Here is a 22,663-nt window from a genome sequence, read left to right as displayed (position 1 = left end):
AAAGACAATCTCCTCTATAAAAAAGATTAGTTAGTTTCTGTTTTATACTGAAAAGGGTTATAACTATGAATTTCCCATATATCCTTATCAAGCTCAAGATAATAATAATTTACATTATCCTTTTTATCAAACGCACCATTTTTATTGATATCTTCTATAGTTCTAAAATATAATCTATTCTGGCTCTCTATTACACTCCAATCTAATACTTCATGAAGTTCCTCAGATAATTTCTTAAAATTGGAACCATTTATATTACTGATATAAAGCGATTTAATATCTTTTGAATCTATTTTTCCATCTCTATTAGTATCCTCATCAAAAACACTATAAACCAAAATCTGCTTTTTAGTCTTTTCTGCTATAGTATTCAGATAAGTAGCTGTTTGAATTTGCATCACAACTTCAGATAACGGATGTAATGTTACTGAATCAATATGTTGAAACATGAGGTTTTGAAAATAACCAGTTAATTCAAATCTATTATAATTGGAAATAGCATAAGAAACCTGATTCACTTTACTCGTTCCGTATTTAGAAGGTATATCATACACTCGAACATCTCCAATAGGATGAATTAAGTATTTCGTCCCCTCCATCAAAATAGGTAAATCAGCTATTTTAATTTGCGTAGTATCAATTTTTTTAACCTCTGGCACAACTACTTTTTCTTGTTCGTAGATTACTTTCGGTTGTTCTTCTTTATTACAAGACATGAACAATGACACCATTCCCAAACAAACTATAGCCTTAAAATAATCCATATTATTAAGCTTTTTATTATATCAAAGATAAAAAGAAAAATGAGTGCAAGGCAAACTTATTTAAAATTTCAAATTTATTTTCAAATTAAATGTCCTAGTAGTCATATAATTTGGAATACCATATTGATTTTTGGTATAAACATCTCGAACCCAAGTATTAGTAATAGCATTTTGATTATCAAAAAGGTTATATATTTCAAAGCCAACAGATAACTCTTCTATTTTCTTTAACCATACTTTTTCTTGACCTAATTGAGAGTCTTTGAAAACATAAGAAAATCCGGCATCAACTCTTCTATAATCCTTAAGTCTATCTTGATATTGATAAGGGTCAGCATAAGAAGGAGACCCTCCAGGTAAGCCCGTATTATAGACTAAATTCAAATACAATTTAAAATTGGGAATAGAAGGCATATAGTCCTGAAACAACAATCCGAATTTCAATCTTTGATCTGTAGGCCTAGAAATGACTCCCCGATCTTTATAATTCTCTTCTGCTTTCATATAACCAATACTAACCCATGAATCAGCCCCGGGAACAAAAGCCCCGTATAAACGCATATCTATACCGTATACAGTAGCTTCTGCTTCATTATCTGCCCTATACCTAATTCTAACGTTATCAACCGTATAAACATTCACATCTGAAAGCACCTTATAATAAACCTCTGTCATTAATTTAAACGGCTGTCCCCACATAACAAAACTATAATCATTTCCTAAAATTAAGTGTGTAGAAGTTTGAGCCTCTAAATCCAAATTAAGAGTACCGTCCATAGACCTAAGCTCTCTATATGAAGGGGGTTGCTGATAAACTCCTACTGCGAAACGAAATAACATATCTTTATCCCAATGTGGTTTCAAAGCAAATTGCAATCTAGGGCTCAGAACAAATTTCCCCTTACTTTTTTGATCTCCTTCAATTATATTCCAATAATGTCCACGAATACCTAAATTCACCCAAGCATCAACTTTTCTCCAATTCATCCTATGTCCCCACTGACCATATAGCTGTATTCGATTAATAACTGGAGAGTTTGTCGCTCTTACATTCTGATACGGTAATAATGGTCCAACAAAAGGTTCGTAAGGCTCATACTTTGATGTTTTTTTTATAGGATCAGGTAATACATAGCCAGCAGAATCTATAACTTCCCATTCGACCATCCTGTCTTTTATATCTTCTCTACTATATTTTACTCCCCATTCTAGATCGCTCTTTAAAAACTCATGCACTCCTTTCAACTCAGTATTGAATAGCAGTGCATCATAGTCATTTCTTGCATGATTTAACTGAGTTCCTCCCCCTTTCACATACTTGACATCTCCAAAATTTTCAGACCCTAAACTAGTTTCCACTTCTCCCAAATAGTAAGAAGCTTCAATATCGTAATACTCTTGCTCTCGAGCGTGATAAGCCCCCGTAGTCCATGTAAACATGGTGTTTTCATTATGTTTAAAAGCCCCTTTAACAGATCCAAAAAACGTTTTATAAGAATCCTTTTCTTTTCCATTATAATGAATTATCAAAGCAGTTGGGTTATCAAGTGTTCCAAAGTTTGTTTGTCGCTTTAAAGGTTCATAATCATACTTATTAGTACTTATATTCCCCAAAAAACTCCAACTCCATTTTGGAGAGCTCATATAATTAATTATCGTTTGAAGATCTAAAAATCTAGGACTATAATGCGCTTCAGTTTCCTTACTATCAACCAATAGTTTATTATTTCTATAACGAATACCTGTAATACTGCTCCATTTCTTGTCTCTAGAAATCAAATCTACAGTTACACCTCCTCCAAGAAAACTAGCATTTAAAGACGTTTGAAATCTTTCTGGTGTTCTATAAGTAATATCCAATACTGATGATAACTTATCTCCATACTTTGCCTGAAAACCTCCAGCTGAAAAGGATATATTTTCAACCATGTCGGAATTCACAAAACTCAATCCCTCTTGTTGTCCTGATCGAACCAGAAATGGTCTATAAACTTCAATTTCATTTACATAAACCAAATTCTCATCATAGTTACCACCTCTAACAGAGTACTGAGTACTTAACTCATTATTAGAATTAACACCTGGTAAAGCTTTTAGTAAATTTTCAACACCTGCATTGGCTCCAGGAATTTTCCGAACTAAAGAAGGTGATAATAAAATAGACCCATTTCTATTTTCATAATCTTTGTGAATAATAATTTCACTTAAAGTTTCATTGTCTGTTATAAGAAGTATGTGCACCTCTCTCACTTCATCGGGTTTTAACGACAACCAAGTTTTTGAAGTCTGATATCCATCATGAGTAAATTTTAACTCTACTTCTTTTTGAACATTTAATAATATTTGATAATAACCGAATTCATTGGTTTCTACAACCTTTTCTCCCCCATCGCTAATAACCACATTAGCAACAGGAAGTCGCTTCTCATTTAGAACTATACCATGAACCTGCGCTATCTGCGCATATGTTACTATGTAGCTCCCTAGAAAAAGGAGTGTTATAATATATTTATACTTCAAAAGATGTTTTACTTATTTAATATAAAAGTGAGTTTGAAATTTCGCTTCATTTCCCACCTTATCCTTTACAACAATAGATACCTCATTTTTACCTGAAGACACTATACCGTCTTCAAACAAATGTACTATTTTATTTGTTTTGTAATCATAATCAAACAAAGCCCATTTATCATTAATGAATCCTGCGACAGATTCAATTCCTGATAAATCATCTTTAATGTAAAATTCAATTCTATTACTATTTGTCAACAATTCTCCTTCAGAAAAACTAGGTTTATATATCACAGGAACTTCCAAATCATCTATTAAAGTATAATCCCCAAATTCTCTTGTTCGAATTGAGAATTTTTTACCTCTTTTTCGTGTTGTATAGTATTCCGTTTTTCCCTTCGAGATTCTACCTAAAAACGCCTTGTCGAAATTAATGTTTGAAATATCCTTAGCATCAAAAGTAATCGTAATATTTTTGTGAATAGGAACTGAACTATCATGAAGAGATAAACGTCTTTCATCTGAAGACATATTTAAATAAAAGTCATTATAAAAAACGCCAGATGGAAACTCCACAACAAAATTATCTTTTTCAAATATATATTCTTTTCCAGAATCGATAAATGTTCCAACATTCTCTTTTGGATCGTGCTTAGAATCCAAAGGACTATATTCGATCGGTATATGAATTGTAGTCTTGTTATTATGAAAATCAGATAAAACTATCTTATAACTATAACTTTCTCCCGGCTTAACGTCGACAAGACCCTTATTTCTATCTTTTTTTATTATGGACAATGGAAAATATTTTTCTGCAAATAATTTTTGAACTCGTTGATTTGTATTAGTGTAAATCGAATAATCAATAATAGCATTTACATATCTTGATTCACTAAAAGAAAATGCATCAAAAATATACGCATATACTAGTTCCCCATTCAAGGAAGCCTCAATACTATAAAGTCCATTTTTTGCATAATTAAAATCCGACTCATCGTATGAGTTTACTCCAAAACCAATTAAACCTTTTGCCTTTATTGGATCTACAAATAGATTACTACCTCTTTTCTTATAAGTTAATTGATTCGGAATTGCAGTCTGATTTACAAGAGCACCTTCTCCAATTGCATATACAGTCACAGAATTAACTATGGGAACTTTCGTGTCTTTCACAAAGGCACTCATACCATAAGCAAGAGGATTTAAAATTTGTTGTGTTTTTGTATCTCTAAATTCATAATGTAAATGAGGTCCACCAGACCCACCAGAGTTACCCGTAAAACCAATTACATCTCCCTTCTTCACTTTTAACTCGTTCTTCTTAGGGTACATTTCAATTTCAAAATTTTGTTCACTATAATGACGTTCTTTTACAAAAGTTGCAATATCCCCATTATAAGCCTCTAAATGTCCATACACTGTAGTAATACCATCAGGATGATCAATATACAATGCTTTCCCATATCCAAAACTAGAAACCTTAATTCGGGACACATATCCATCAAAAGGAGCATATATAGGAAAACCAGTTTTTTGCTGGGTCCGAATGTCCAAACCCGCGTGAAAATGATTATTTCTTAGTTCTCCAAAAGTACCTGAAGGAATTATATCTATTCTTAAAGGGCTCTCAAATGAACTCCCAATATCAACTTGAGCATTAAGAGATAGACCACATAATAACATAAAATACAAGTACCTCATAAATTGTTTTTTTGCTAATTTAGAAAAATTCAGATTGAATTTCAGAAAGTTTCTTAAAAAACTAACTCCATAAGAACCAAAAGCTTATTCTTTTTTGCTAAATAAATTACTTTTTTTAAATAAAAACCTTTTAAATTTGAGTTAGTAATAGTAACTTTGTAACATAAGTAATGTATGATAAAGTATAAATGAGTGAACTAAATCAAATTATTGATTCAATTGAAATCAAGTTTGCAAAACTTATACAAAAGCTAAGCGCTTTAGAGTCCTCTAATAATGATTTAAAAAAAAGGTTATTGAGAACAGAAGAGACCCTAAAAGAAAAAGAAAAAGACTTAACAGTATTGCAAACAAAATATGAGTCTTTAAAGCTTGCTAGTTCATTACTGGGCAGTGACGAGAATAAAAGAGATACGAAACTCAAAATAAATTCATTAATTCGCGAAATCGATCAATGTATTGTACAGCTTTCAAAATAGTTGACTTATGAGTGATGAACCTTTAAAAATAAAAATATCAATTGCAGATAGAGTATACCCACTAACAGTTGAGTATTCTCAAGAGGAAGGATTGCGTTCTGCTTCTAAAAAAATTGATATGATGATTCATCAGTTTGAAGAAAATTATGCTGTTAGAGACAAACAAGATGTTCTAGCTATGTGCGCATTACAATTTGCATCACAAACAGAACAGACAAAAATAGACACTTCAGAAAGTTATGTTAGTGCAATAAATAGACTAATGGACCTTGATGAAAATCTAACCCGTATCCTCTCAGAATAAAAAACGTTCTTTACATAAAACTAAGATACTGCTCACATTAGTACCTGTTTGATAAACTCAACACTAACAAATTAAAATGGGTGAATATTTGCTACTAAAGCACGCTGCATCACGCAGATCCTTGAACAGCAATTTAGCTCAAAACTTGTCTATTTTCGAGTTTATGCAACTTCCCTAATGTGAGCTTTTTTTATATATAATTTTAATAAAACTATGGAAATAATATTCATTATTGTAGGTACAGTAATTGGATTTGGTGCTGGAATTGCAGTTGCAAGATATCTAGAAAAAAACAACGCATCTTCAATCTTAAAAAACGCTACTAACGAAGCTAACAATATGCTTAGAGATTCTAAAGCTGAGGGCGAAGCACTTAAGAAAGAAAAGATACTCCAAGCTAAAGAAAAATTTATTGAGCTAAAAGCTGAACACGAACAAGTTATTCTAGCTCGTGATAAAAAAATAGCTGAAGCTGAAAAAAGAACAAGAGACAAAGAATCTCAAATTTCAAGTGAATTAGCAAAAGCTAAAAAATCTTCAGAAGACAGTGATAAGAAAATTGAAGAATACACTATTAAACTTGAACAACTAACTAAAAAACAAGAAGAAGTTGAGAAACTTCACAAAGCTCAAGTTGAGAAACTTGAAGTGATCTCTGGTTTATCAGCTGAAGAAGCTAAGAATCAAATTGTAGAAAGCTTAAAGAACGAAGCAAAAGCTAATGCTATGTCTTTTATTCAAGACACCATTGAAGAAGCTAAATTAACAGCTCAACAAGAAGCTAAAAAGATTATCATCAATACTATTCAACGTATTGGTACAGAAGAAGCAGTTGAAAACTGCGTTTCAGTATTTAATATTGAATCTGACGATGTTAAAGGTAGAATAATCGGTAGAGAAGGTAGAAATATCCGAGCTATTGAAGCTGCTACTGGTGTAGAAATTATAGTTGACGATACTCCAGAAGCTATCATCCTTTCTTGCTTTGACCCTGTACGTAGAGAAATAGCTCGTCTATCATTACATAGACTTGTTACTGATGGTAGAATTCACCCAGCGAGAATTGAAGAAGTTGTTGCAAAAACAACTAAACAAATAGACGAGGAGATAATCGAAATTGGAAAAAGAACAGTTATCGATTTAGGTATTCATGGTTTACACCCAGAGCTTATTAAGATTGTAGGTAGGATGAAATACCGTTCTTCTTACGGACAGAACCTTCTCCAACACTCTAGAGAAGTAGCTAAACTATGTGGTTTAATGGCAGCAGAACTTGGATTAAATGTAAAACTTGCTAAACGAGCTGGTTTACTACATGATATCGGTAAAGTCCCTGAAACAGAAAGTGAACTTCCACATGCTATACTCGGTATGCAGTGGGCAGAGAAATACGGTGAAAAAGCAGAAGTTGTCAACGCTATTGGAGCTCACCATGATGAAATAGAAATGACTTCATTAATTTCTCCAATAATTCAAGTTTGTGATGCTATTTCTGGAGCTAGACCTGGAGCTAGACGTCAAGTTCTAGATTCTTACATACAAAGATTAAAAGACCTTGAAAGTATCGCAAATGACTTTAATGGAGTAAAAAACTCTTATGCTATACAAGCAGGTCGTGAACTTAGAGTTATTGTAGAAAGCGAAAAAGTCACTGATGATATGGCAGCTACACTATCCTTTGATATTTCTCAAAAGATACAAACTGAAATGACATATCCAGGACAAGTTAAAATTACAGTTATTAGAGAAACTAGAGCAGTTAATATTGCCAAGTAAATTCTTGTTGACATAATAAAAAGGCGAATAAACATAGTTTATTCGCCTTTTTTGATATAGGAAATTCTTCTTTAAACTGAAAAAATAAAATAAAAAAAGCTGTTTCTTTTACGGAAACAGCTTTTTACTTTTATTAACAGCAGCTCTATTTATTTAGGTCTACTCATTCTATATACATTCTTTATAATATTCGGATCTTCCTTATCAAGAACATTCCAATTAACATTTAATGAGTCAATCATTTCAAAATGATATTCAACTATTTCATCATTTAAAATAATCTCAATATCATAGTTTGCAGCTGTTGTAGTCTCCTTAACTATATTCTTTAAAAAAGCATTATTATAAATAGTGATTTTCTCTTTATAACATAGATTCCCATCATTTACAAGAACCTGACACATATCATCTTTCGAAAAATTAATCCCTTTAATACTTGCTCCAGAAACTTTCCAGTTTCCTACGATCCAAGCTGGAGGCGAAATACGAGCAGCTGGGTCCACTTTTTTTGAAGTTACAGCATCATCACTCTCATCACAAGACACAAACAATATAGCAATTGATGCAATTAATGTCAACGTTATTTTTTTCATAATCAAAATAGTTTATCAATTTTCAAATATAGAAAATAATATAGATTAGGCATCATAAAAATCTTAATAAAAACCTATAAACGTTAATATTTATCAAACAACATTATGATGGATTAGCATCTTCTCTACAATAATTACTTTTCTCTTCTTGAATTTCTTCTTTCATTTTTTAATTGACGAGTTTGTCTAGGTGTCGTACGCTCTCTTTCAAATTTCTTTTTAGCAACACCACTATTTCCGAAGTTAGTCCTTTTCTCCGTCTCTATAGTGGATTCAGAATCAATACTAGCTTCTTCTGTTTTCAATGATGGAGCTATCAATTTATTTAATTCATCAAGCTCATTAACAGTAAGCTCTCTATACCTACCTACAGGAACATCTAATGAAATATTTATAATCCTAACACGCTTTAAAGCAACTACTTCATATCCTAAATACTCAGTCATCCTACGAATTTGCCTATTTAAACCTTGTGTTAAAAATATTCTAAAAATGTACTTTGAAATCTGAACAACCTTACACTTTTTAGTAACAGTATCCAAAATAGGAACCCCTTCACTCATTTTTTCTATAAATTCATCTGTAATAGACTTATCGACTGTCACAATATACTCTTTCTCATGATTGTTCTTTTGTCGAAGAATCTTATTGACAATATCCCCATCATTAGTCATAATAATCAGACCTTCACTCGCTTTATCCAAGCGACCAACAGGAAAAATACGCTTTGGATAATTAATAAAATCAACAATATTATGCCTTACATTAGTATTGGTAGTACATTCAATTCCAACGGGTTTATTAAAAGCCAAATAAATAGGCTTTTCATTGCTATCCTTAATCTTTTCACCATCTACTCTAATATCATCTTCAGGAGTCACCTTCAACCCCATTTCAGGCACATTACCATTTACGGTAATTCTGCCTTGTTCTATCAATCGGTCGGCCTCTCTTCTTGAGCAATATCCTACTTCTGATAAATACTTATTTAAGCGTACTTGATTTAATTCCATTTTACAAAATTATACATTTTATTACTAAAGACCTTAATTTTAATCTCACCTATCTAATCATTCATTTCAATAAACCAATTCTAAAACAGAAACACCTTATTAATCTACAAAAAAAAGGGCTAATTCAAATTGAATTAGCCCTTAAATATCTCGTATTATATAAACTAGATTTTAGCTAACATCGCTTCAATCTTTTCTCTTTCTTCTTCCGCCAATGCTGAATCAACAAGAATTCTTCCACTGTGCTCATCCGTAATAATTTTCTTTCTCGCAGCAATCTCAACTTGCGTTTGAGGCGGTATTGTAAAATAAGAACCAGCAGACGCTCCTCTCTCAATAGAAACAACAGCTAAACCGTTACGGACTCCGTTTCTAATTCTGTGATAAGCTGTTAATAAACGCGCTTCAATGTCTTCTTGCAATTCAACAGACTTTTGGTTCAAAAGATTTTCTTCGCGTTCAGTTTCAGACATAATGCTATTTAATTCACTTACTTTGTGATCTAAATGCTCTTGTCTTCCATTTAATTTTTCTTGCGTTTCTTTAATATTTTCCTTTTTGAATTCAATACTTGCTTTCATTTCACGAATGTGTTTTTCTGCAAGCTCAATCTCAAGATTTTGAAATTCTACTTCTTTTGTCAAAGAGTCAAATTCTCTATTGTTTCGAACATCATTTTGTTGTTCTGTATATCTTTTTATTGCCTCTTTAAACCCATCAATAGAAGCCTTCTTTTCTTTAATACCTACTTCGATATTAGAAAGATCTACATGTAATTTCTCTAAGCGTTTGTTAAGACCAGCAACCTCATCTTTCAAATCTTCAACTTCTAAAGGTAGCTCCCCTCTCATGTTTTTAATTTCGTCGATTCTTGAGTCAACCAATTGCAAGTCGTATAGGGCTCTTAATTTATCCTCAACGGTTTGTTCTTTTTTCTTTGTCATCTTTATATGTAGTTAACTGGATTTGTATTTACAGTAGATAAAATAACGGCAAAATTAGGCATTTTTTTTGAAAGAAACTCAACTATATAATTTTTTGTAAATCTTTCACTTTCATAATGACCTATATCCGCTAATAAAATTTGATTTTCTGCTTCATAAAACTGGTGATATTTTAAATCGGCAGTTATAAATGCATCTGCTCCTTGTTGAATTGCATCTTTTATAGCAAAACTTCCCGAACCTCCAAGCACAGCAACTTTATGAATAGGCTTGTTTCTAGACGAGGAAAATCGAATACCTCCAGCTTTTGTATTAGACTTAACCATTCTTAAAAATTCCTCCTCATTCATTGGCGTCTCCAAAAAACCAATTCTCCCCATACCTACATTTTGAAGTTTGTTTTCCAAATTATAAATTTCAAAAGCTACTTCTTCATAAGGGTGATTTTTAAACAGATTTTTCAAAATAGATTTTTGTAAATGTCTTTCAAATATTACTTCTATCTTGATTTCTTTAAGCTCTACAAACTCATCTCTTTTTCCGATTTTGGGAGTGCTACGCTCATTTCCTTCAAAACTCCCAATGCCATTCGAACTAAAACTACATCTCTTATAATTCCCTATCGATCCAGCCCCAGCCTGAAACAATGCTTCCCTCACCTTTTCGTCTGTCCCCTCAGGAACATAGGTTACCAATTTTTGAATATAATTTGTTTTTGGTATCAACACTTCTGAATTTATGATTCCCAATGTATCACATAAAATTTTATTTACCCCATCCTCATGATTATCCAAAGCTGTGTGTATGGCATAAATAGCAATATTATTTCTTATTGCCTTAATTACAGCTCTTTCTACATAGTTCTTACCATTTATCTTCTTTAAGCCAGAAAAAAGGATCGGGTGAAAACACACTATAAAGTTACAATTCTTTGAAATCGCTTCATCTATTACCTCTTCCAATGCATCATGACAAACCAATACCCCCGTAATATCTTGTTCAAACTCTCCTACTAATAAACCTACATTATCAAAATCCTCAGCATAAGCTAACGGAGCTAGTAATTCAAGTGTAGGTAAAAACTCACTAATTTTCATTTCAATGTGTGTAAATAAGTTAAATTCTAAGTATCTATTATTTCTTCAAAGTTAAAAAAGTTGGTATTTTCGTACTATGAATAAACTACGAAAACTTTTATTTCCTTTCTCTATCCTTTACGGGATTATTACTGACGTACGAAACGCTTTGTATTTTGCTAATATACTCAAAAGAACACGGTTTGAAAAACCCGTTATTACAGTTGGTAACCTAAGCGTTGGAGGAACTGGTAAAACACCATTTGTAGAATACCTCTTACGCTTATTAAACACTAAATATAACACCGCTACATTGAGCAGAGGATACAAGAGAAAAACCTCTGGTTTTATAATAGCCGATGCTTCAACAACAATGGAAGAAATCGGGGATGAGCCTTATCAATACCATCATAAATTTAAATCGACTAAAGTAGCTGTTGATACAAATCGTGTAAATGGGATTAACAACCTACTAGAAAAACATCCTGAATTAGATGTAATCATACTTGATGATGCATACCAACACTTAGCAGTTGAAGCTGGACTAAATATATTATTAACCACCTATTCAGAATTATACTGCAAAGACTTCATGTTGCCTGCTGGTAATTTAAGAGAGACTCGTAAAGGAGCTCAGCGTGCAGACATTATAATCGTAACCAAATGTCCAGAAAACCTAACTAATAATAGTATAGAAGAAGTTAAAAGATGTTTACGGCTAAAAACAAACCAAGAATTATTTTTCACATATATAAATTATAGTAATCATTTTATTTCAAATATCGATAGTATCCCTATCAATGAAGTGAATTTTAATGAAGCCATTTTAATTGCCGGCATAGCTAAACCACAAAGCTTTTTCAATTTTTTAAAAACAGAATATACAAAATGCCTTTCGTTTCCTGACCATCACAATTTCACAAAAACTGATATTAATCGCATTTTAGTAGAAGCTAATGGAAATAAAATTATTACAACTGAAAAAGATTTCGTACGTTTAAAGAACCAGTTACCTGCTAACCAATTATATTATTTACCAATCCAAACCTCTTTTCTTAAAGATAAAGAGAAGATGGATAAAATCATTTTAGACTATGTGGGAAAAAGTTCAAGAAACAGTAAAATTCATCCAGGAAAGAACAGATAATTTTGAACCTACTATAGGAATTGTATTAGGATCTGGGCTCGGTAATTTCATTGATGAAATTGAAATCACTTACAAAATACCATACCATCAAATTCCAAATTTCCCAACCTCAACTGTGGAAGGCCATAAAGGCAATCTAATTTTAGGCACTATTGGCTCCAAAAAGGTTATAGCAATGCAAGGAAGATTTCATTATTATGAAGACTATAACATGCAACAAGTAACATTCCCTATCCGCACAATGAAATTTCTTGGAGTTGATACATTAATTGTATCTAATGCTTCAGGAGGGGTTAACCCTTCTTTTCAAATTGGAGACATCATGATTATCAAAGACCATATTAATGCTTTTCCAGAACATCCTTTACGCGGAAAAAACGATGAACGATTTGGACCTAGATTTCTCAATATGCACAACGCCTATTCACCAGAACTAATTGCAATCGCGAAACAACAAGCAAAAACTAATGATATACCTTATAAAGAAGGTATATATTATGGACTACAAGGACCTAGTTTTGAAACTTTAGCTGAATACAAAATGGTACGCCTAGTAGGTGCGGATTGTGTAGGTATGTCTACAGTTCCTGAAGTAATAGTTGCCAAGCATATGGATATATCTTGTTTTGGTATTTCCATAATATCAGATATGGGAAATGAAGAAGGTATTACAAACCTCAGCCATCAAGAAGTACTAAATGCTGTTAAAAAAGCTGAACCAAAAGCAAACTCATTGATTAAAAACCTAATAATAAACACATAATTAATCTTTATAGTACTATTTTACGAATACCCACAAAGATTTATTAAAATCATTGCAAGTGTTTTAATTTATTGTAACTTTACTTTAACAAGGACATTACAAATGGATATCCTTTCATTACAATTCAATAACTAAAAACATTTTTATGAAAAAAATTATTTTATCTGCTATCGCTCTTGCAGCGTTTTCATTCGCTGCACAAGCACAAACTCCAGATTTGAAACTTGGAGCAAAAGCAGGGGTTAACTTTGCTAACTTATCCAATTCTGATGGAGACATGAAAACTGGCTTCCACGTTGGGGTATTAGCCGAAATTTTTATTAATGAAAAATTCTCTGTACAACCTGAGTTATTGTATTCAACACAAGGTACAAAAATTAAAAATGAGATAGGTGAAACAAAATGGAATACCGACTATATCAATGTACCCATTATGGCTAAGTACTATGTAATTGATGGCCTAAGTGTTCAAGCTGGTCCTCAAGTAGGTTTCTTAGTAAAATCTGAAGCTAAAGCTGAAGATAGTATGGCCGGAGTTGAAATTTCCGCTACAGGAGACATGAAAGACGTTACTCAATCAGTTGATTTCGGTTTAAATTTTGGAGCAGGGTACGAACTTCCTATGGGAGTATTCTTTGATGCACGTTACAACCTTGGATTATCAAAAGTAAATAAAGAGTCGCAAAGTGGAACAAAAGACTATAAAAATGGTGTAATTCAAGTTTCTGTAGGGTATAAATTCTAACAAAAATGTTTAAATAGTAAAAGGAGGTACTTTATACCTCCTTTTTTGATCAATCTATTATTTGCATTTTCTTCATTATAAATGTCGCATTCTTATTCTTACAGATTCCATCTTGAATTTTATAGTCAAATACAAGTTCATCTTCTACAAATGCTACTTCAAAACATTTATTAACTACTATATCTGGATAATCATTAGCTACTTCACAAACTTCTAAATCATGAGTTGCTATTAATCCATATGTTTTTTGGTGAATTAATTTCTTTATTACACCAATAGTTCCACTCTGCTTGTCATCGGAATTTGTTCCTCTTAAAATTTCGTCTAACAATACAAAACAAGGCTGAATGGCTACGCTCTCAACAATTTCTTTAAGTCTTTTAACCTCAGCATAAAAATAAGACTCACTGTCCTCCAACGAATCTGTTAACCTCATTGAAACAAACAACGGTAATGAAATAAAGGTAGCTCCAGTTGCACAAATTGGTGCTCCAATATTAGCTAAAACGAGATTTATTCCAACTGTACGTAGGAATGTACTCTTCCCAGACATATTAGACCCAGTCAAAATCACAAATCTTTGATCTCTAAAATCAATATCATTGCAAACTCTTTTAGTTGTATTAATCAATGGATGTCCTAAATCTTTAAAGGACATTTCTTGTTTTACACTAAGATTAGGAAATGTATACTTTCTATTGTTATAAGAAAAATTAGCCAGTGAATTCAATGCCTCTATTTCCGCTACCACTTCTACTGATAGCATTACATACTTTGCATTCTTCTTTTTCCATATCAATAAACTATTCAAGGAATGTACATGAAATTGCCAAAATCCATTAAAAACAACATTCACAAAAATATTGGCTACAGTATTCAATTTTTCAAAATGAGACGAAAGCACTTTAAACTCCTTAGAAGAACGGAAATCCTTATTTTGAAGAACATCAACCAATTCAATCATCTTTTTACTTTGAAAAGACTCTTTCTCTATCTTTTTAAAAATAGACGCATAATTCTCTACTGTTTCATGTATTTTATCCGCTCCGCTAAGTTCTTGTTGTATCTGCTTTACCTTCATTATAGATAAGACTAGATTTAACGAGAAGAATAAAGACACCAAGTAGCCCCAAATCAAGTGACTCTCAATAAAATAAAGCACTACACTTAGCAACAATAATCCTGGTAAAATATATGCAGCATACATACTCTTCTTAGAAACTAATTTCACATCAGATTCACTCCATTTTTTAAGATAGTCAAAAGTAGACCTATCAATTTTAGACATTTTATTATAGGCTAAAATCTTATGCCTCCAATCCAATTTTTGAGAAAGCTCTTTAACAGCTTCTTGATTTTCTATTATTTCATTTGGAAGAAGTTGCTCATTTAATAAATCAGCTAGTTTCTTGGCTCCATTATACGAGGCTGTTCTATTTAGATATTGAAATAGGGATCGTTCTCCGAAAACATCTAAGTCAAAAGAATAAGGATGGTTTTGAACTTCAAACTCTTTACCCCCGTCAAATTCCCTAACATCATCTTCTAGAAACTCTTCCTCATCTTTATTTATATCTTTCAATGCCCTTTGATACTCCAACTTCCAAGTCATAGAAACATGAAGTCTCAACAAAACTAAAAAAAAGATAAGTATCCCACCTGTTATCAAAAGTAGATAGTAATTCTCTTGACGCATAAAAAGATAAAAGCTATATATTATACCACAGAAAGCTAGAACTCTTAATATTCCTAATACCTTATGCCTTTTCTTAATACTTAAATAAGATTCGTTAAACTGTTTAGTTCTTTTTTTATAGATACTCATATACCTCTTTATTTCTTTTGAATAAACTTTCTTTGATTTATGTAACAAATGTATTCTTTTCTACAATCTATTTACTTTTATAAAAACAAAAAAGCCATTTTCTATTTCTAGAAAATGGCTTTTTAAAGTTATATATCTTACACTATTGTTTTTTCATTCTTCTTTCTCTTGCTAACAAAGTATTTTTCAAAAGCATAGCGATTGTCATCGGTCCAACTCCTCCAGGCACTGGAGTAATGAATGAAGCCTTTTTACTAACTTCTTCAAAATCCACGTCCCCAGTTATTACATATCCCTTTTCTGCAGTTGCATCAGGCACTCTTGTAATACCAACATCAATCACTACCACTCCTTCTTTTACCATATCTCCCTTTAGGAAATTAGGTACCCCTAATGCAGAAATAATAATATCAGCACTTCTAGTTATTTCAGCTATATTTTCAGTTCGGCTGTGTGTTAAAGTCACTGTAGAATCACCAGGATACCCCTTTCTACTCAATAGAATACTCATAGGTCTTCCAACTATATGAGAACGACCAATCACCACAGTGTGTTTTCCTGAAGTCTCAATCTTATAGCGCTCTATTAATTCCAGAATACCATACGGAGTTGCAGGAATAAACGATTCCATGTCCATAGCCATTTTCCCAAAGTTCTCTGGATGAAAACCATCTACATCTTTAGAAGAATCAATCGCCATTAATATTTTTTGCTCATCTATATGCTTAGGTAAAGGAAGCTGTACAATAAAGCCATCTATTTCATCATTTTGGTTTAATTCATCAATTTTAACCAACAATTCTTCTTCTGTAATTGTATCTTCTAAATGCAATAATGTTGACTCAAAACCTATTTGTTCACAAGAACGAACTTTGCTTCCAACATAAGTCAGGCTTGCACCGTTATTACCAACTAAAACCGCTGCCAAATGAGGAACTTTCTCTCCTCTATCTTTCATCTTCTGAACTTCAACAGTGATTTCATTTTTGATATCGTTAGATATCTTTTTACCATCTAGTAGTTGCATGTATAATTCTATTAAGTGTGTTGTTAAAAGAAAAAAGGTTTAAATCTCAAAAGAACTTTAAACCTTAATGTTTATTGTTATTGCATTCCTTTTAGGTTCCCCATCATCCTCATAAGGTTCTTGCCTTTAGATCCTTGCATCATCTTCATCATTTTACTCATCTGATCAAATTGTTTTAGCAATTGATTTACTTGCTGAACACTTGTTCCTGATCCCCTAGCAATTCTATTTTTTCTCTTTACATCTAACAAAGAAGGTCTCGTTCTCTCATCTGGTGTCATAGAGTATATTATAGCTTCGATATGTTTAAATGCGTCATCTTCAATTTCTACATCCTTCATCGCTTTTCCAACACCTGGTATCATTCCCATCAAATCCTTCATATTCCCCATTTTTTTCACTTGTTGTATCTGTGAAAGGAAATCATCGAATCCGAATTCATTCTTAGCAATTTTCTTTTGAATTTTTCTAGCCTCTTCTTCATCATATTGAGCTTGTGCACGCTCTACTAATGAGATAACATCACCCATACCAAGAATACGGTCAGCCATACGGTTTGGATAAAACACGTCAATAGCATCCATTTTCTCTCCAGTTCCAATAAACTTAATTGGTTTATTAACTACTGATTTAATAGATATTGCTGCTCCTCCTCTAGTATCTCCATCTAACTTAGTTAATATAACCCCGTCAAAATTCAATCGATCGTTAAAAGCTTTTGCAGTATTTACTGCATCCTGTCCTGTCATTGCATCTACAACAAATAACGTTTCTTGAGGTTGAATAGCTTTGTGAATATTAGCTATTTCATTCATCATCTCCTCATCGACTGCCAATCGACCTGCTGTATCGACAATAACAACATTAAATCCATTTGCCTTAGCATGTTTAATTGCATTCTGTGCAATTTCAACTGGATTCATATTGCCCGCTTCAGAATATACCTCTACACCTAATTGTTCTCCAACTACATGTAACTGATTAATCGCAGCTGGACGGTAAACGTCACAAGCTACAAGAAGTGGATTTTTAGATTTTTTGCTTTTTAAAAAGTTCGCAAGCTTACCTGAAAAAGTAGTCTTACCTGAACCTTGCAATCCCGACATTAAAATCACAGAAGGATTACCCGATAAATTAATACCTGCTGCCTCACCTCCCATTAACTCAATCAACTCGTCCTTAACGATTTTTACCATTAACTGACCAGGTTGAAGATTTGTCAATACATCTTGACCTAAGGCTTTCTCTTTTACTCTATTTGTAAAATCTTTGGCTATCTTAAAGTTAACATCCGCATCTAAAAGAGCTCTTCTAACTTCTTTCAGAGTATCTGCAACGTTAACCTCAGTTATTTTTCCATGTCCCTTAAGGATATGAAAGGCTTTATCTAATTTATCGCTTAAATTATCGAACATAATGGTATTTTTTAAATACTGAAAGGCAAAGATACTATATAACTATTAAAGTCACAAAAAGCAAGTATCATTAATAAACAAAACACTAAACCACTAAAAACAAACATCTTACACTATAAAAAGACAAAACAAGCTATCATAAGCTCTGAAAATATACCTGATAGTTATAAAAATCCGTTATATCCATCCAATTACCATCAACTATTTACTGCTCATTGTTTAATAAAACATGATGTAGTTATAAATTGACTATTTTTGCAAAAAAAAGATGAATCCTCTAAATAAAGTTTTAAGAAGTTTCAAAGCAGATATAAGTTCTATAGAATTACCTAAAAGATTTACTTTCCCTTTTTTTTATGAACCACATCCTTTGTGCGTTGTCGCTTCTTTAGAACTTCAGCAAGAACTAATTGAAAATAAAGACATACAATCTTTATTTGACACTAGTTCTAAAATCTGCTTACCCTATGGAAAAATGTTTGGTGTATTAATTGTTCAAAAAAAAGATAATTCAATTGGCTATCTAACAGCATATTCTGGAAAATTAGGTCATTTAGAAAATATCGAAAACTTTGTACCGCCTGTATTTGATCTTTGGAATAAAGACGGTTTCTTTAAAGCTGAAGAGTCTGTTTTAAATCAAATCAATAAAGAGATTGAAGAATTAGAGTCTAATCCTGAGTTTCTCCTTCTCCATGAAAAACTCTCATCAGCTATTGCAACTTCAGAGGTATTAATTAAAGAAAAGAAAGAACAATTAAAAACACAAAAAGCTACTCGTAAAAAACAGAGAGAAACAAATAATTTCTCTTTAGATTCCGAATCTTACAAGATGTTTCAGGAAGATTTAATTAAACAAAGTTTACGGGATAAACACGAATTAAAAATCTTGATAAACCAATGGACAGATACCATTGCATCAATCAATAACTCCCTAGACACCCTAACCAATAGGTTAAAAGAAAAAAAAGCGCTTAGAAAAGAAAAATCAAACCTTCTTCAAACAAAACTATTTCAACAATATCAGTTTTTAAACATACGTGGTGAACAAAAAGACTTAATTGAAATTTTTGAGAACACCACTGAAAAAAATCCACCAGCAGCAACAGGTGATTGTGCCGCTCCAAAATTACTTCAATATGCTTTTCTACATCAATTAAAACCACTTGCAATGGCTGAATTTTGGTGGGGAAATGCACCTAAATCAGAAATTAGAAAGCACAAAAACTTCTATCCAGCATGTAGAGGAAAATGCGAACCAATTTTAGGTCATATGCTTGAAGGAATGGATATAGATGAAAATCTACTTATAAATCCACAAGAAATCATAGGAGAGTTGAAAATAGTCTATGATGATGAAGATATAGTTATAGTCAACAAACCATCGGAACTATTGAGTGTTCCAGGAATTAACATTCAAGATTCTGTTTACACACGTATTAAAGCCTTATACCCCAACGCCACTGGACCACTAATCGTACACCGTCTAGACATGGCTACCTCTGGCTTATTGATAGTAGCTAAAAACAAAGAATCACATAAAAGTTTACAAAAGCAATTTTTAAAAAAAATTGTCAAAAAACGTTATATAGCGCTTTTAGACAAAGAACTCACCACTAAAAATGGTGTTATAAACTTGCCCTTAAGAGTAGATTTAGAAGACAGACCAAGACAACTAGTATGTTTTGAATATGGAAAAAATGCAGAAACACATTGGGAGTTAATAGAGTCCATTAACAACAAATCCAAGGTGTACTTTTACCCTATAACTGGCCGTACACATCAGTTGCGCGTTCATGCTTCTCACATATCAGGCCTTAACTCTCCTATAGTTGGCGATGATTTATATGGAAAGAAAGACAACAGACTTCATCTACACGCAGAGAGCATAGGATTTCATCATCCTAGAAGTTACGAATGGGTTCAATTTAATGTGAAAGAAGACTTTTAGAATTTTTGTATCTTTATAATTAAATGATACACTATGACTGATAAGAAAAAACAACTACGCAAACATCAGGCAATTGCTACAGGTCTCTTTGCAGTTATGGCTTTACTTTACATAGTACTTTTGTTTCTTCAAAAACACCAACCGCAACCTTGGATAGGCTACGTAAAAGCATTTTGTGAGGCCGCAATGGTAGGAGCATTAGCTGATTGGTTTGCAGTAACAGCCTTATTCAGACATCCTCTTGGTCTCAAAATCCCTCACACGAATCTAATTGAAAGTAGTCAAGCGAGCATTGGTGAAAATCTCGGAGATTTTGTAACAGAGAACTTTCTAACCCCTAAAAACATAAGACCCTATATAGAGCGATTAGATTTAGCCAATTGGATTGCCAATTGGATTAAAAAAAAGGATAATCAATTAACAATTGAAAATGAAGCTTGTCATATTATTGAACATATTATAACTAAATTAGATGAAGAAGTCTTACTAAAATACCTATCTCAAAAAGCTGAGAATGCGATCCATGAAATCCCTCTTCAAAACATTGCTTCACAAGGTATTTTATATGCTTTGGAAAATAGAGAGCCCGATCGTATCCTTGCTCTATTAATACCTCAAATTCACAATTATATAGACAACAACAAAGAAGAAATCTATCAAACAATTATTGAGAGAAAACCCATATTAGGACTTATAGGCGGAAAATCAATTACGAATCAAATCATTACAGGTTTGCATTCTTTTTTAGAGGATATTTCAGAGTCTCCGAATCACAAAATAAAAATTGAGATTTATGAAAAACTAGCCAATTTAGCTATTGAAATCAATGAAAGTCAAGAGTGGAAAGAAAAGTTCAACACTATACTAACGCAATTCTTAACTCCAGATAAAATAGAAAAATACGTCCAAGATTTCTATGTTTCAATTAAAACTAGCTTACTCAGTCAATTAAAAGATGATACATCTACTTTGAGACAATACATCCGAAATGGCATATCAGATTTAGAACAAACCTTAAAGAAAGACATCGCATTACAAGCCAAGATCAATTCAGCAATAAGACTGTCACTCTATAAAATGGCATTAAACAATGCTAGTGAAGTAGGATCGATTATCAAAACCACAGTAGAACAATGGGATGGTAAAGAGCTCAGCGAAAAACTAGAACTAGAAGTCGGTAAGGACTTGCAATATATACGAATAAACGGAACTCTTATTGGCGGACTCGTTGGACTACTCATATATACCATCACGCATCTTTTAATATAGTATATCTCAAACTCTTCTATTACAACAGATATCAATTCTATTACTCCATATAAACAAAATATTGTCTTTAAAATAACTAAATATCTTATAAACCCATTTGATATTTTAAAGTCAATTTTACCCTACCATCATCTAAAAGTCCATCTGTATCAATTAAATAAGCTAAAGTTTCCTCAGAACTTTAGCTAAGATAAACAAAGATTTTAGTACTTAAGAAAACATAAATCTATTTTAAGGAAGGAGATTCTCTATGCTTAAAAACAGATAAAAGGTTTCAATTTACCTCGAATCTCAGTAGACTAACTGCTACACATCACGAAAATCTTACTGCTTCTTTTAGTTCTCTCCATTTGCTTTACACTCAAGTCCCTTGCCTGAATTATCTGCTTCCCATCTACAACTTTTGAAAATTAAGTCGCCCATTCCATCTCTAATTAATCCTTTTGAATCTTGAACTGCCATATTTATAAATTTAAAATTAACGGTGCTATTTTATGAGTCCGACTAAAGTTTTGCTTGCTTTTTTAATAAGACTATGCTCACCCTAGCGATATCAAGCCCTAAGACATACTAACTAAATACTATAAACGATATTCCTCCCGTAGAAACATGGACTAACCTCGTCCTGTATACGCTCTCAATACGACCTTACCTCGGTCAAGAGTAGAAGCATCCATACTTGATCCCTACTTCATCCCTACAGTAACTAAGAAGAAAAGTACAATGCGCTTTACTCTTTCTAGTCTCAAATTAAAATGAAAAGAGCCAGAGTAAAACAATTTCTTAAGGCTTTAACATGGTAGTACTAGTAGTACCTCCTATATTATTGTCAAAAAATTACATTTAATTTGAGTTTATAACTTATAAATCTAAGTACCATGAATTACATTATTCATTTAAATCAGTTTCTAAAAAAGGTGGAAGAATCAGAGGCAGTTTGTCCAACCCACATTAGCCTTTATCTGGCTTTGTTCCATCTGTGGAACCATCATTATTTTCAAAGTCCAATCGCAGCAGTGCATATTGAATTAATACATGTAAATAAAATTAGTTCGAAAACCACTTTTCACAAGTGTATTAAAGATCTAGTAGCATGGATGTGGACAAAATATACGCCTTCCACGAGTATTTACAGAGGTAATTCATTTCGATTATTATCCTTTTCTAACAGTCCAAAAAATGGACCGGGTAATGACCCAAATGATAGTCCCAACGCTAAGACAAGTAATGGTATTTCAAACGAACCCGAAATGGTATCATATAAGTAAACTAATACAAACGTTTTAAACTTAAAAAACAATAAATCAGTTTTAATAATTTTAAAGAACTATGATGAAGAGCTATAAGAAGCTATTGCTTA

General features: G+C 32.4%; 20 protein-coding genes and 1 other RNA gene. 10 read left to right on the top strand and 11 right to left on the bottom strand.

Annotated elements, in window-relative coordinates:
- Positions 1 to 26: 26 nt before the first annotated feature.
- The 3 genes from BM024_RS07130 to BM024_RS07120 are packed head-to-tail and all read right to left on the bottom strand — an operon-like array spanning position 27 to position 4,976.
- Positions 27 to 764 (bottom strand): hypothetical protein, encoded by a 738-nt coding sequence (locus BM024_RS07130; protein ID WP_090678766.1) that lies wholly within the window; start codon positions 762 to 764, stop codon positions 27 to 29.
- A gap of 60 nt (positions 765 to 824) precedes the next feature.
- Positions 825 to 3,284, bottom strand: coding sequence for a TonB-dependent receptor plug domain-containing protein (locus BM024_RS07125; RefSeq protein WP_245753872.1), 2,460 nt, complete (start codon positions 3,282 to 3,284; stop codon positions 825 to 827).
- A 12-nt stretch (positions 3,285 to 3,296) separates the two neighbouring features.
- Positions 3,297 to 4,976 carry a M23 family metallopeptidase gene (locus BM024_RS07120; RefSeq protein WP_090678765.1) on the bottom strand — a complete coding sequence of 560 codons (1,680 nt, stop codon included), beginning with the start codon at positions 4,974 to 4,976 and terminating at the stop codon, positions 3,297 to 3,299.
- A 188-nt stretch (positions 4,977 to 5,164) separates the two neighbouring features.
- On the opposite strand from BM024_RS07120, the gene BM024_RS07115 reads away from it, so the two are divergent.
- The 4 genes from BM024_RS07115 (at position 5,165) to rny (ending at position 7,535) form a co-directional block, all read left to right on the top strand.
- Positions 5,165 to 5,455: a hypothetical protein gene (locus BM024_RS07115; protein ID WP_090678764.1), complete on the top strand. Its 291-nt coding sequence runs from the start codon at positions 5,165 to 5,167 to the stop codon at positions 5,453 to 5,455.
- Positions 5,456 to 5,462: 7 nt separating this feature from the next.
- Positions 5,463 to 5,759: a cell division protein ZapA gene (locus tag BM024_RS07110; protein WP_090678763.1), complete on the top strand. Its 297-nt coding sequence runs from the start codon at positions 5,463 to 5,465 to the stop codon at positions 5,757 to 5,759.
- A 55-nt stretch (positions 5,760 to 5,814) separates the two neighbouring features.
- Positions 5,815 to 5,922, top strand: a non-coding RNA gene (gene ssrS / locus BM024_RS07105) — 6S RNA.
- 50 nt (positions 5,923 to 5,972) lie between these two features.
- Positions 5,973 to 7,535, top strand: coding sequence for a ribonuclease Y (rny, locus tag BM024_RS07100; RefSeq protein WP_090678762.1), 1,563 nt, complete (start codon positions 5,973 to 5,975; stop codon positions 7,533 to 7,535).
- Between the two features lie 149 nt (positions 7,536 to 7,684).
- On the opposite strand, the gene BM024_RS07095 is transcribed toward rny, so the two are convergent.
- The 4 genes from BM024_RS07095 to BM024_RS07080 all read right to left on the bottom strand — a co-directional run bounded on the left by BM024_RS07095 (position 7,685) and on the right by BM024_RS07080 (position 11,182).
- Positions 7,685 to 8,128: a hypothetical protein gene (locus BM024_RS07095; protein WP_090678761.1), complete on the bottom strand. Its 444-nt coding sequence runs from the start codon at positions 8,126 to 8,128 to the stop codon at positions 7,685 to 7,687.
- A gap of 134 nt (positions 8,129 to 8,262) precedes the next feature.
- Positions 8,263 to 9,141, bottom strand: coding sequence for a 23S rRNA pseudouridine(2604) synthase RluF (gene rluF / locus BM024_RS07090; RefSeq protein ID WP_090678760.1), 879 nt, complete (start codon positions 9,139 to 9,141; stop codon positions 8,263 to 8,265).
- 164 nt (positions 9,142 to 9,305) lie between these two features.
- A complete protein-coding gene (locus BM024_RS07085; protein WP_090678759.1) occupies positions 9,306 to 10,085 on the bottom strand; it encodes a zinc ribbon domain-containing protein in 780 nt (259 codons plus the stop codon).
- A 2-nt stretch (positions 10,086 to 10,087) separates the two neighbouring features.
- Positions 10,088 to 11,182 (bottom strand): Nif3-like dinuclear metal center hexameric protein, encoded by a 1,095-nt coding sequence (locus tag BM024_RS07080; RefSeq protein ID WP_090678758.1) that lies wholly within the window; start codon positions 11,180 to 11,182, stop codon positions 10,088 to 10,090.
- 76 nt (positions 11,183 to 11,258) lie between these two features.
- Here BM024_RS07080 and lpxK point away from each other — a divergent pair, with 76 nt between their 5' ends.
- The 3 genes from lpxK (at position 11,259) to BM024_RS07065 (ending at position 13,816) form a co-directional block, all read left to right on the top strand.
- Complete coding sequence (gene lpxK / locus BM024_RS07075; RefSeq protein WP_090678757.1) at positions 11,259 to 12,308, top strand: tetraacyldisaccharide 4'-kinase; 1,050 nt, start codon at positions 11,259 to 11,261, stop codon at positions 12,306 to 12,308.
- A complete protein-coding gene (locus tag BM024_RS07070) occupies positions 12,256 to 13,071 on the top strand; it encodes a purine-nucleoside phosphorylase (protein ID WP_090678756.1) in 816 nt (271 codons plus the stop codon). Before lpxK ends, BM024_RS07070 begins: the two co-directional genes overlap by 53 nt.
- Positions 13,072 to 13,216: 145 nt before the next feature.
- Positions 13,217 to 13,816 (top strand): porin family protein, encoded by a 600-nt coding sequence (locus BM024_RS07065; RefSeq protein ID WP_090678755.1) that lies wholly within the window; start codon positions 13,217 to 13,219, stop codon positions 13,814 to 13,816.
- A gap of 49 nt (positions 13,817 to 13,865) precedes the next feature.
- Here the strand turns inward: BM024_RS07065 and BM024_RS07060 are convergent, their stop codons facing one another.
- From BM024_RS07060 to ffh, 3 genes are all read right to left on the bottom strand, one after another.
- A complete protein-coding gene (locus tag BM024_RS07060; protein ID WP_090678754.1) occupies positions 13,866 to 15,641 on the bottom strand; it encodes a MutS-related protein in 1,776 nt (591 codons plus the stop codon).
- Positions 15,642 to 15,783: 142 nt separating this feature from the next.
- Positions 15,784 to 16,668, bottom strand: a complete 885-nt coding sequence (locus BM024_RS07055) for a bifunctional 5,10-methylenetetrahydrofolate dehydrogenase/5,10-methenyltetrahydrofolate cyclohydrolase (RefSeq protein WP_090678753.1) — start codon at positions 16,666 to 16,668, stop codon at positions 15,784 to 15,786.
- 77 nt (positions 16,669 to 16,745) lie between these two features.
- Positions 16,746 to 18,083 carry a signal recognition particle protein gene (gene ffh, locus BM024_RS07050; RefSeq protein WP_090678752.1) on the bottom strand — a complete coding sequence of 446 codons (1,338 nt, stop codon included), beginning with the start codon at positions 18,081 to 18,083 and terminating at the stop codon, positions 16,746 to 16,748.
- A gap of 268 nt (positions 18,084 to 18,351) precedes the next feature.
- Between ffh and BM024_RS07045 the strand changes: the two genes are divergently transcribed.
- Together BM024_RS07045 and BM024_RS07040 are read left to right on the top strand one after the other, a co-directional pair.
- The gene (locus BM024_RS07045) at positions 18,352 to 20,034 is read left to right on the top strand and encodes an RluA family pseudouridine synthase (protein ID WP_090678751.1); all 1,683 of its coding nucleotides are present in this window, start codon (positions 18,352 to 18,354) and stop codon (positions 20,032 to 20,034) included.
- A 33-nt stretch (positions 20,035 to 20,067) separates the two neighbouring features.
- Complete coding sequence (locus tag BM024_RS07040) at positions 20,068 to 21,303, top strand: DUF445 domain-containing protein (protein ID WP_090678750.1); 1,236 nt, start codon at positions 20,068 to 20,070, stop codon at positions 21,301 to 21,303.
- A gap of 336 nt (positions 21,304 to 21,639) precedes the next feature.
- On the opposite strand, the gene BM024_RS13855 is transcribed toward BM024_RS07040, so the two are convergent.
- Complete coding sequence (locus BM024_RS13855; RefSeq protein WP_262493022.1) at positions 21,640 to 21,765, bottom strand: hypothetical protein; 126 nt, start codon at positions 21,763 to 21,765, stop codon at positions 21,640 to 21,642.
- A 416-nt stretch (positions 21,766 to 22,181) separates the two neighbouring features.
- On the opposite strand from BM024_RS13855, the gene BM024_RS07035 reads away from it, so the two are divergent.
- Entirely contained in the window at positions 22,182 to 22,571 is a 390-nt protein-coding gene (locus BM024_RS07035) for a hypothetical protein (RefSeq protein ID WP_090678749.1), read from the top strand.
- Positions 22,572 to 22,663: the final 92 nt, after the last annotated feature.

It is taken from the genome of Myroides guanonis, assembly GCF_900114085.1.
Lineage (GTDB): Bacteria > Bacteroidota > Bacteroidia > Flavobacteriales > Flavobacteriaceae > Flavobacterium > Flavobacterium guanonis.
Note: the sequence above shows the minus strand (reverse complement) of the source record. Positions and strands in the feature narration are given on the sequence as shown.

Coding starts and splice junctions, on each gene's coding strand:
- BM024_RS07120 (WP_090678765.1), bottom strand. CDS start 4,976: ATGAGGTACTTGTATTTTATGTTATTATGTGGTCTATCTCTTAATGCT.
- BM024_RS07035 (WP_090678749.1), top strand. CDS start 22,182: ATGAATTACATTATTCATTTAAATCAGTTTCTAAAAAAGGTGGAAGAA.
- rluF (WP_090678760.1), bottom strand. CDS start 9,141: ATGGAATTAAATCAAGTACGCTTAAATAAGTATTTATCAGAAGTAGGA.
- BM024_RS07110 (WP_090678763.1), top strand. CDS start 5,463: ATGAGTGATGAACCTTTAAAAATAAAAATATCAATTGCAGATAGAGTA.
- BM024_RS07115 (WP_090678764.1), top strand. CDS start 5,165: ATGAGTGAACTAAATCAAATTATTGATTCAATTGAAATCAAGTTTGCA.
- ffh (WP_090678752.1), bottom strand. CDS start 18,083: ATGTTCGATAATTTAAGCGATAAATTAGATAAAGCCTTTCATATCCTT.
- BM024_RS07080 (WP_090678758.1), bottom strand. CDS start 11,182: ATGAAAATTAGTGAGTTTTTACCTACACTTGAATTACTAGCTCCGTTA.
- BM024_RS07065 (WP_090678755.1), top strand. CDS start 13,217: ATGAAAAAAATTATTTTATCTGCTATCGCTCTTGCAGCGTTTTCATTC.
- BM024_RS07095 (WP_090678761.1), bottom strand. CDS start 8,128: ATGAAAAAAATAACGTTGACATTAATTGCATCAATTGCTATATTGTTT.
- BM024_RS07045 (WP_090678751.1), top strand. CDS start 18,352: ATGAATCCTCTAAATAAAGTTTTAAGAAGTTTCAAAGCAGATATAAGT.
- BM024_RS13855 (WP_262493022.1), bottom strand. CDS start 21,765: ATGGCAGTTCAAGATTCAAAAGGATTAATTAGAGATGGAATGGGCGAC.
- lpxK (WP_090678757.1), top strand. CDS start 11,259: ATGAATAAACTACGAAAACTTTTATTTCCTTTCTCTATCCTTTACGGG.
- BM024_RS07060 (WP_090678754.1), bottom strand. CDS start 15,641: ATGAGTATCTATAAAAAAAGAACTAAACAGTTTAACGAATCTTATTTA.
- BM024_RS07070 (WP_090678756.1), top strand. CDS start 12,256: ATGTGGGAAAAAGTTCAAGAAACAGTAAAATTCATCCAGGAAAGAACA.
- BM024_RS07040 (WP_090678750.1), top strand. CDS start 20,068: ATGACTGATAAGAAAAAACAACTACGCAAACATCAGGCAATTGCTACA.
- rny (WP_090678762.1), top strand. CDS start 5,973: ATGGAAATAATATTCATTATTGTAGGTACAGTAATTGGATTTGGTGCT.
- BM024_RS07055 (WP_090678753.1), bottom strand. CDS start 16,668: ATGCAACTACTAGATGGTAAAAAGATATCTAACGATATCAAAAATGAA.
- BM024_RS07085 (WP_090678759.1), bottom strand. CDS start 10,085: ATGACAAAGAAAAAAGAACAAACCGTTGAGGATAAATTAAGAGCCCTA.
- BM024_RS07130 (WP_090678766.1), bottom strand. CDS start 764: ATGGATTATTTTAAGGCTATAGTTTGTTTGGGAATGGTGTCATTGTTC.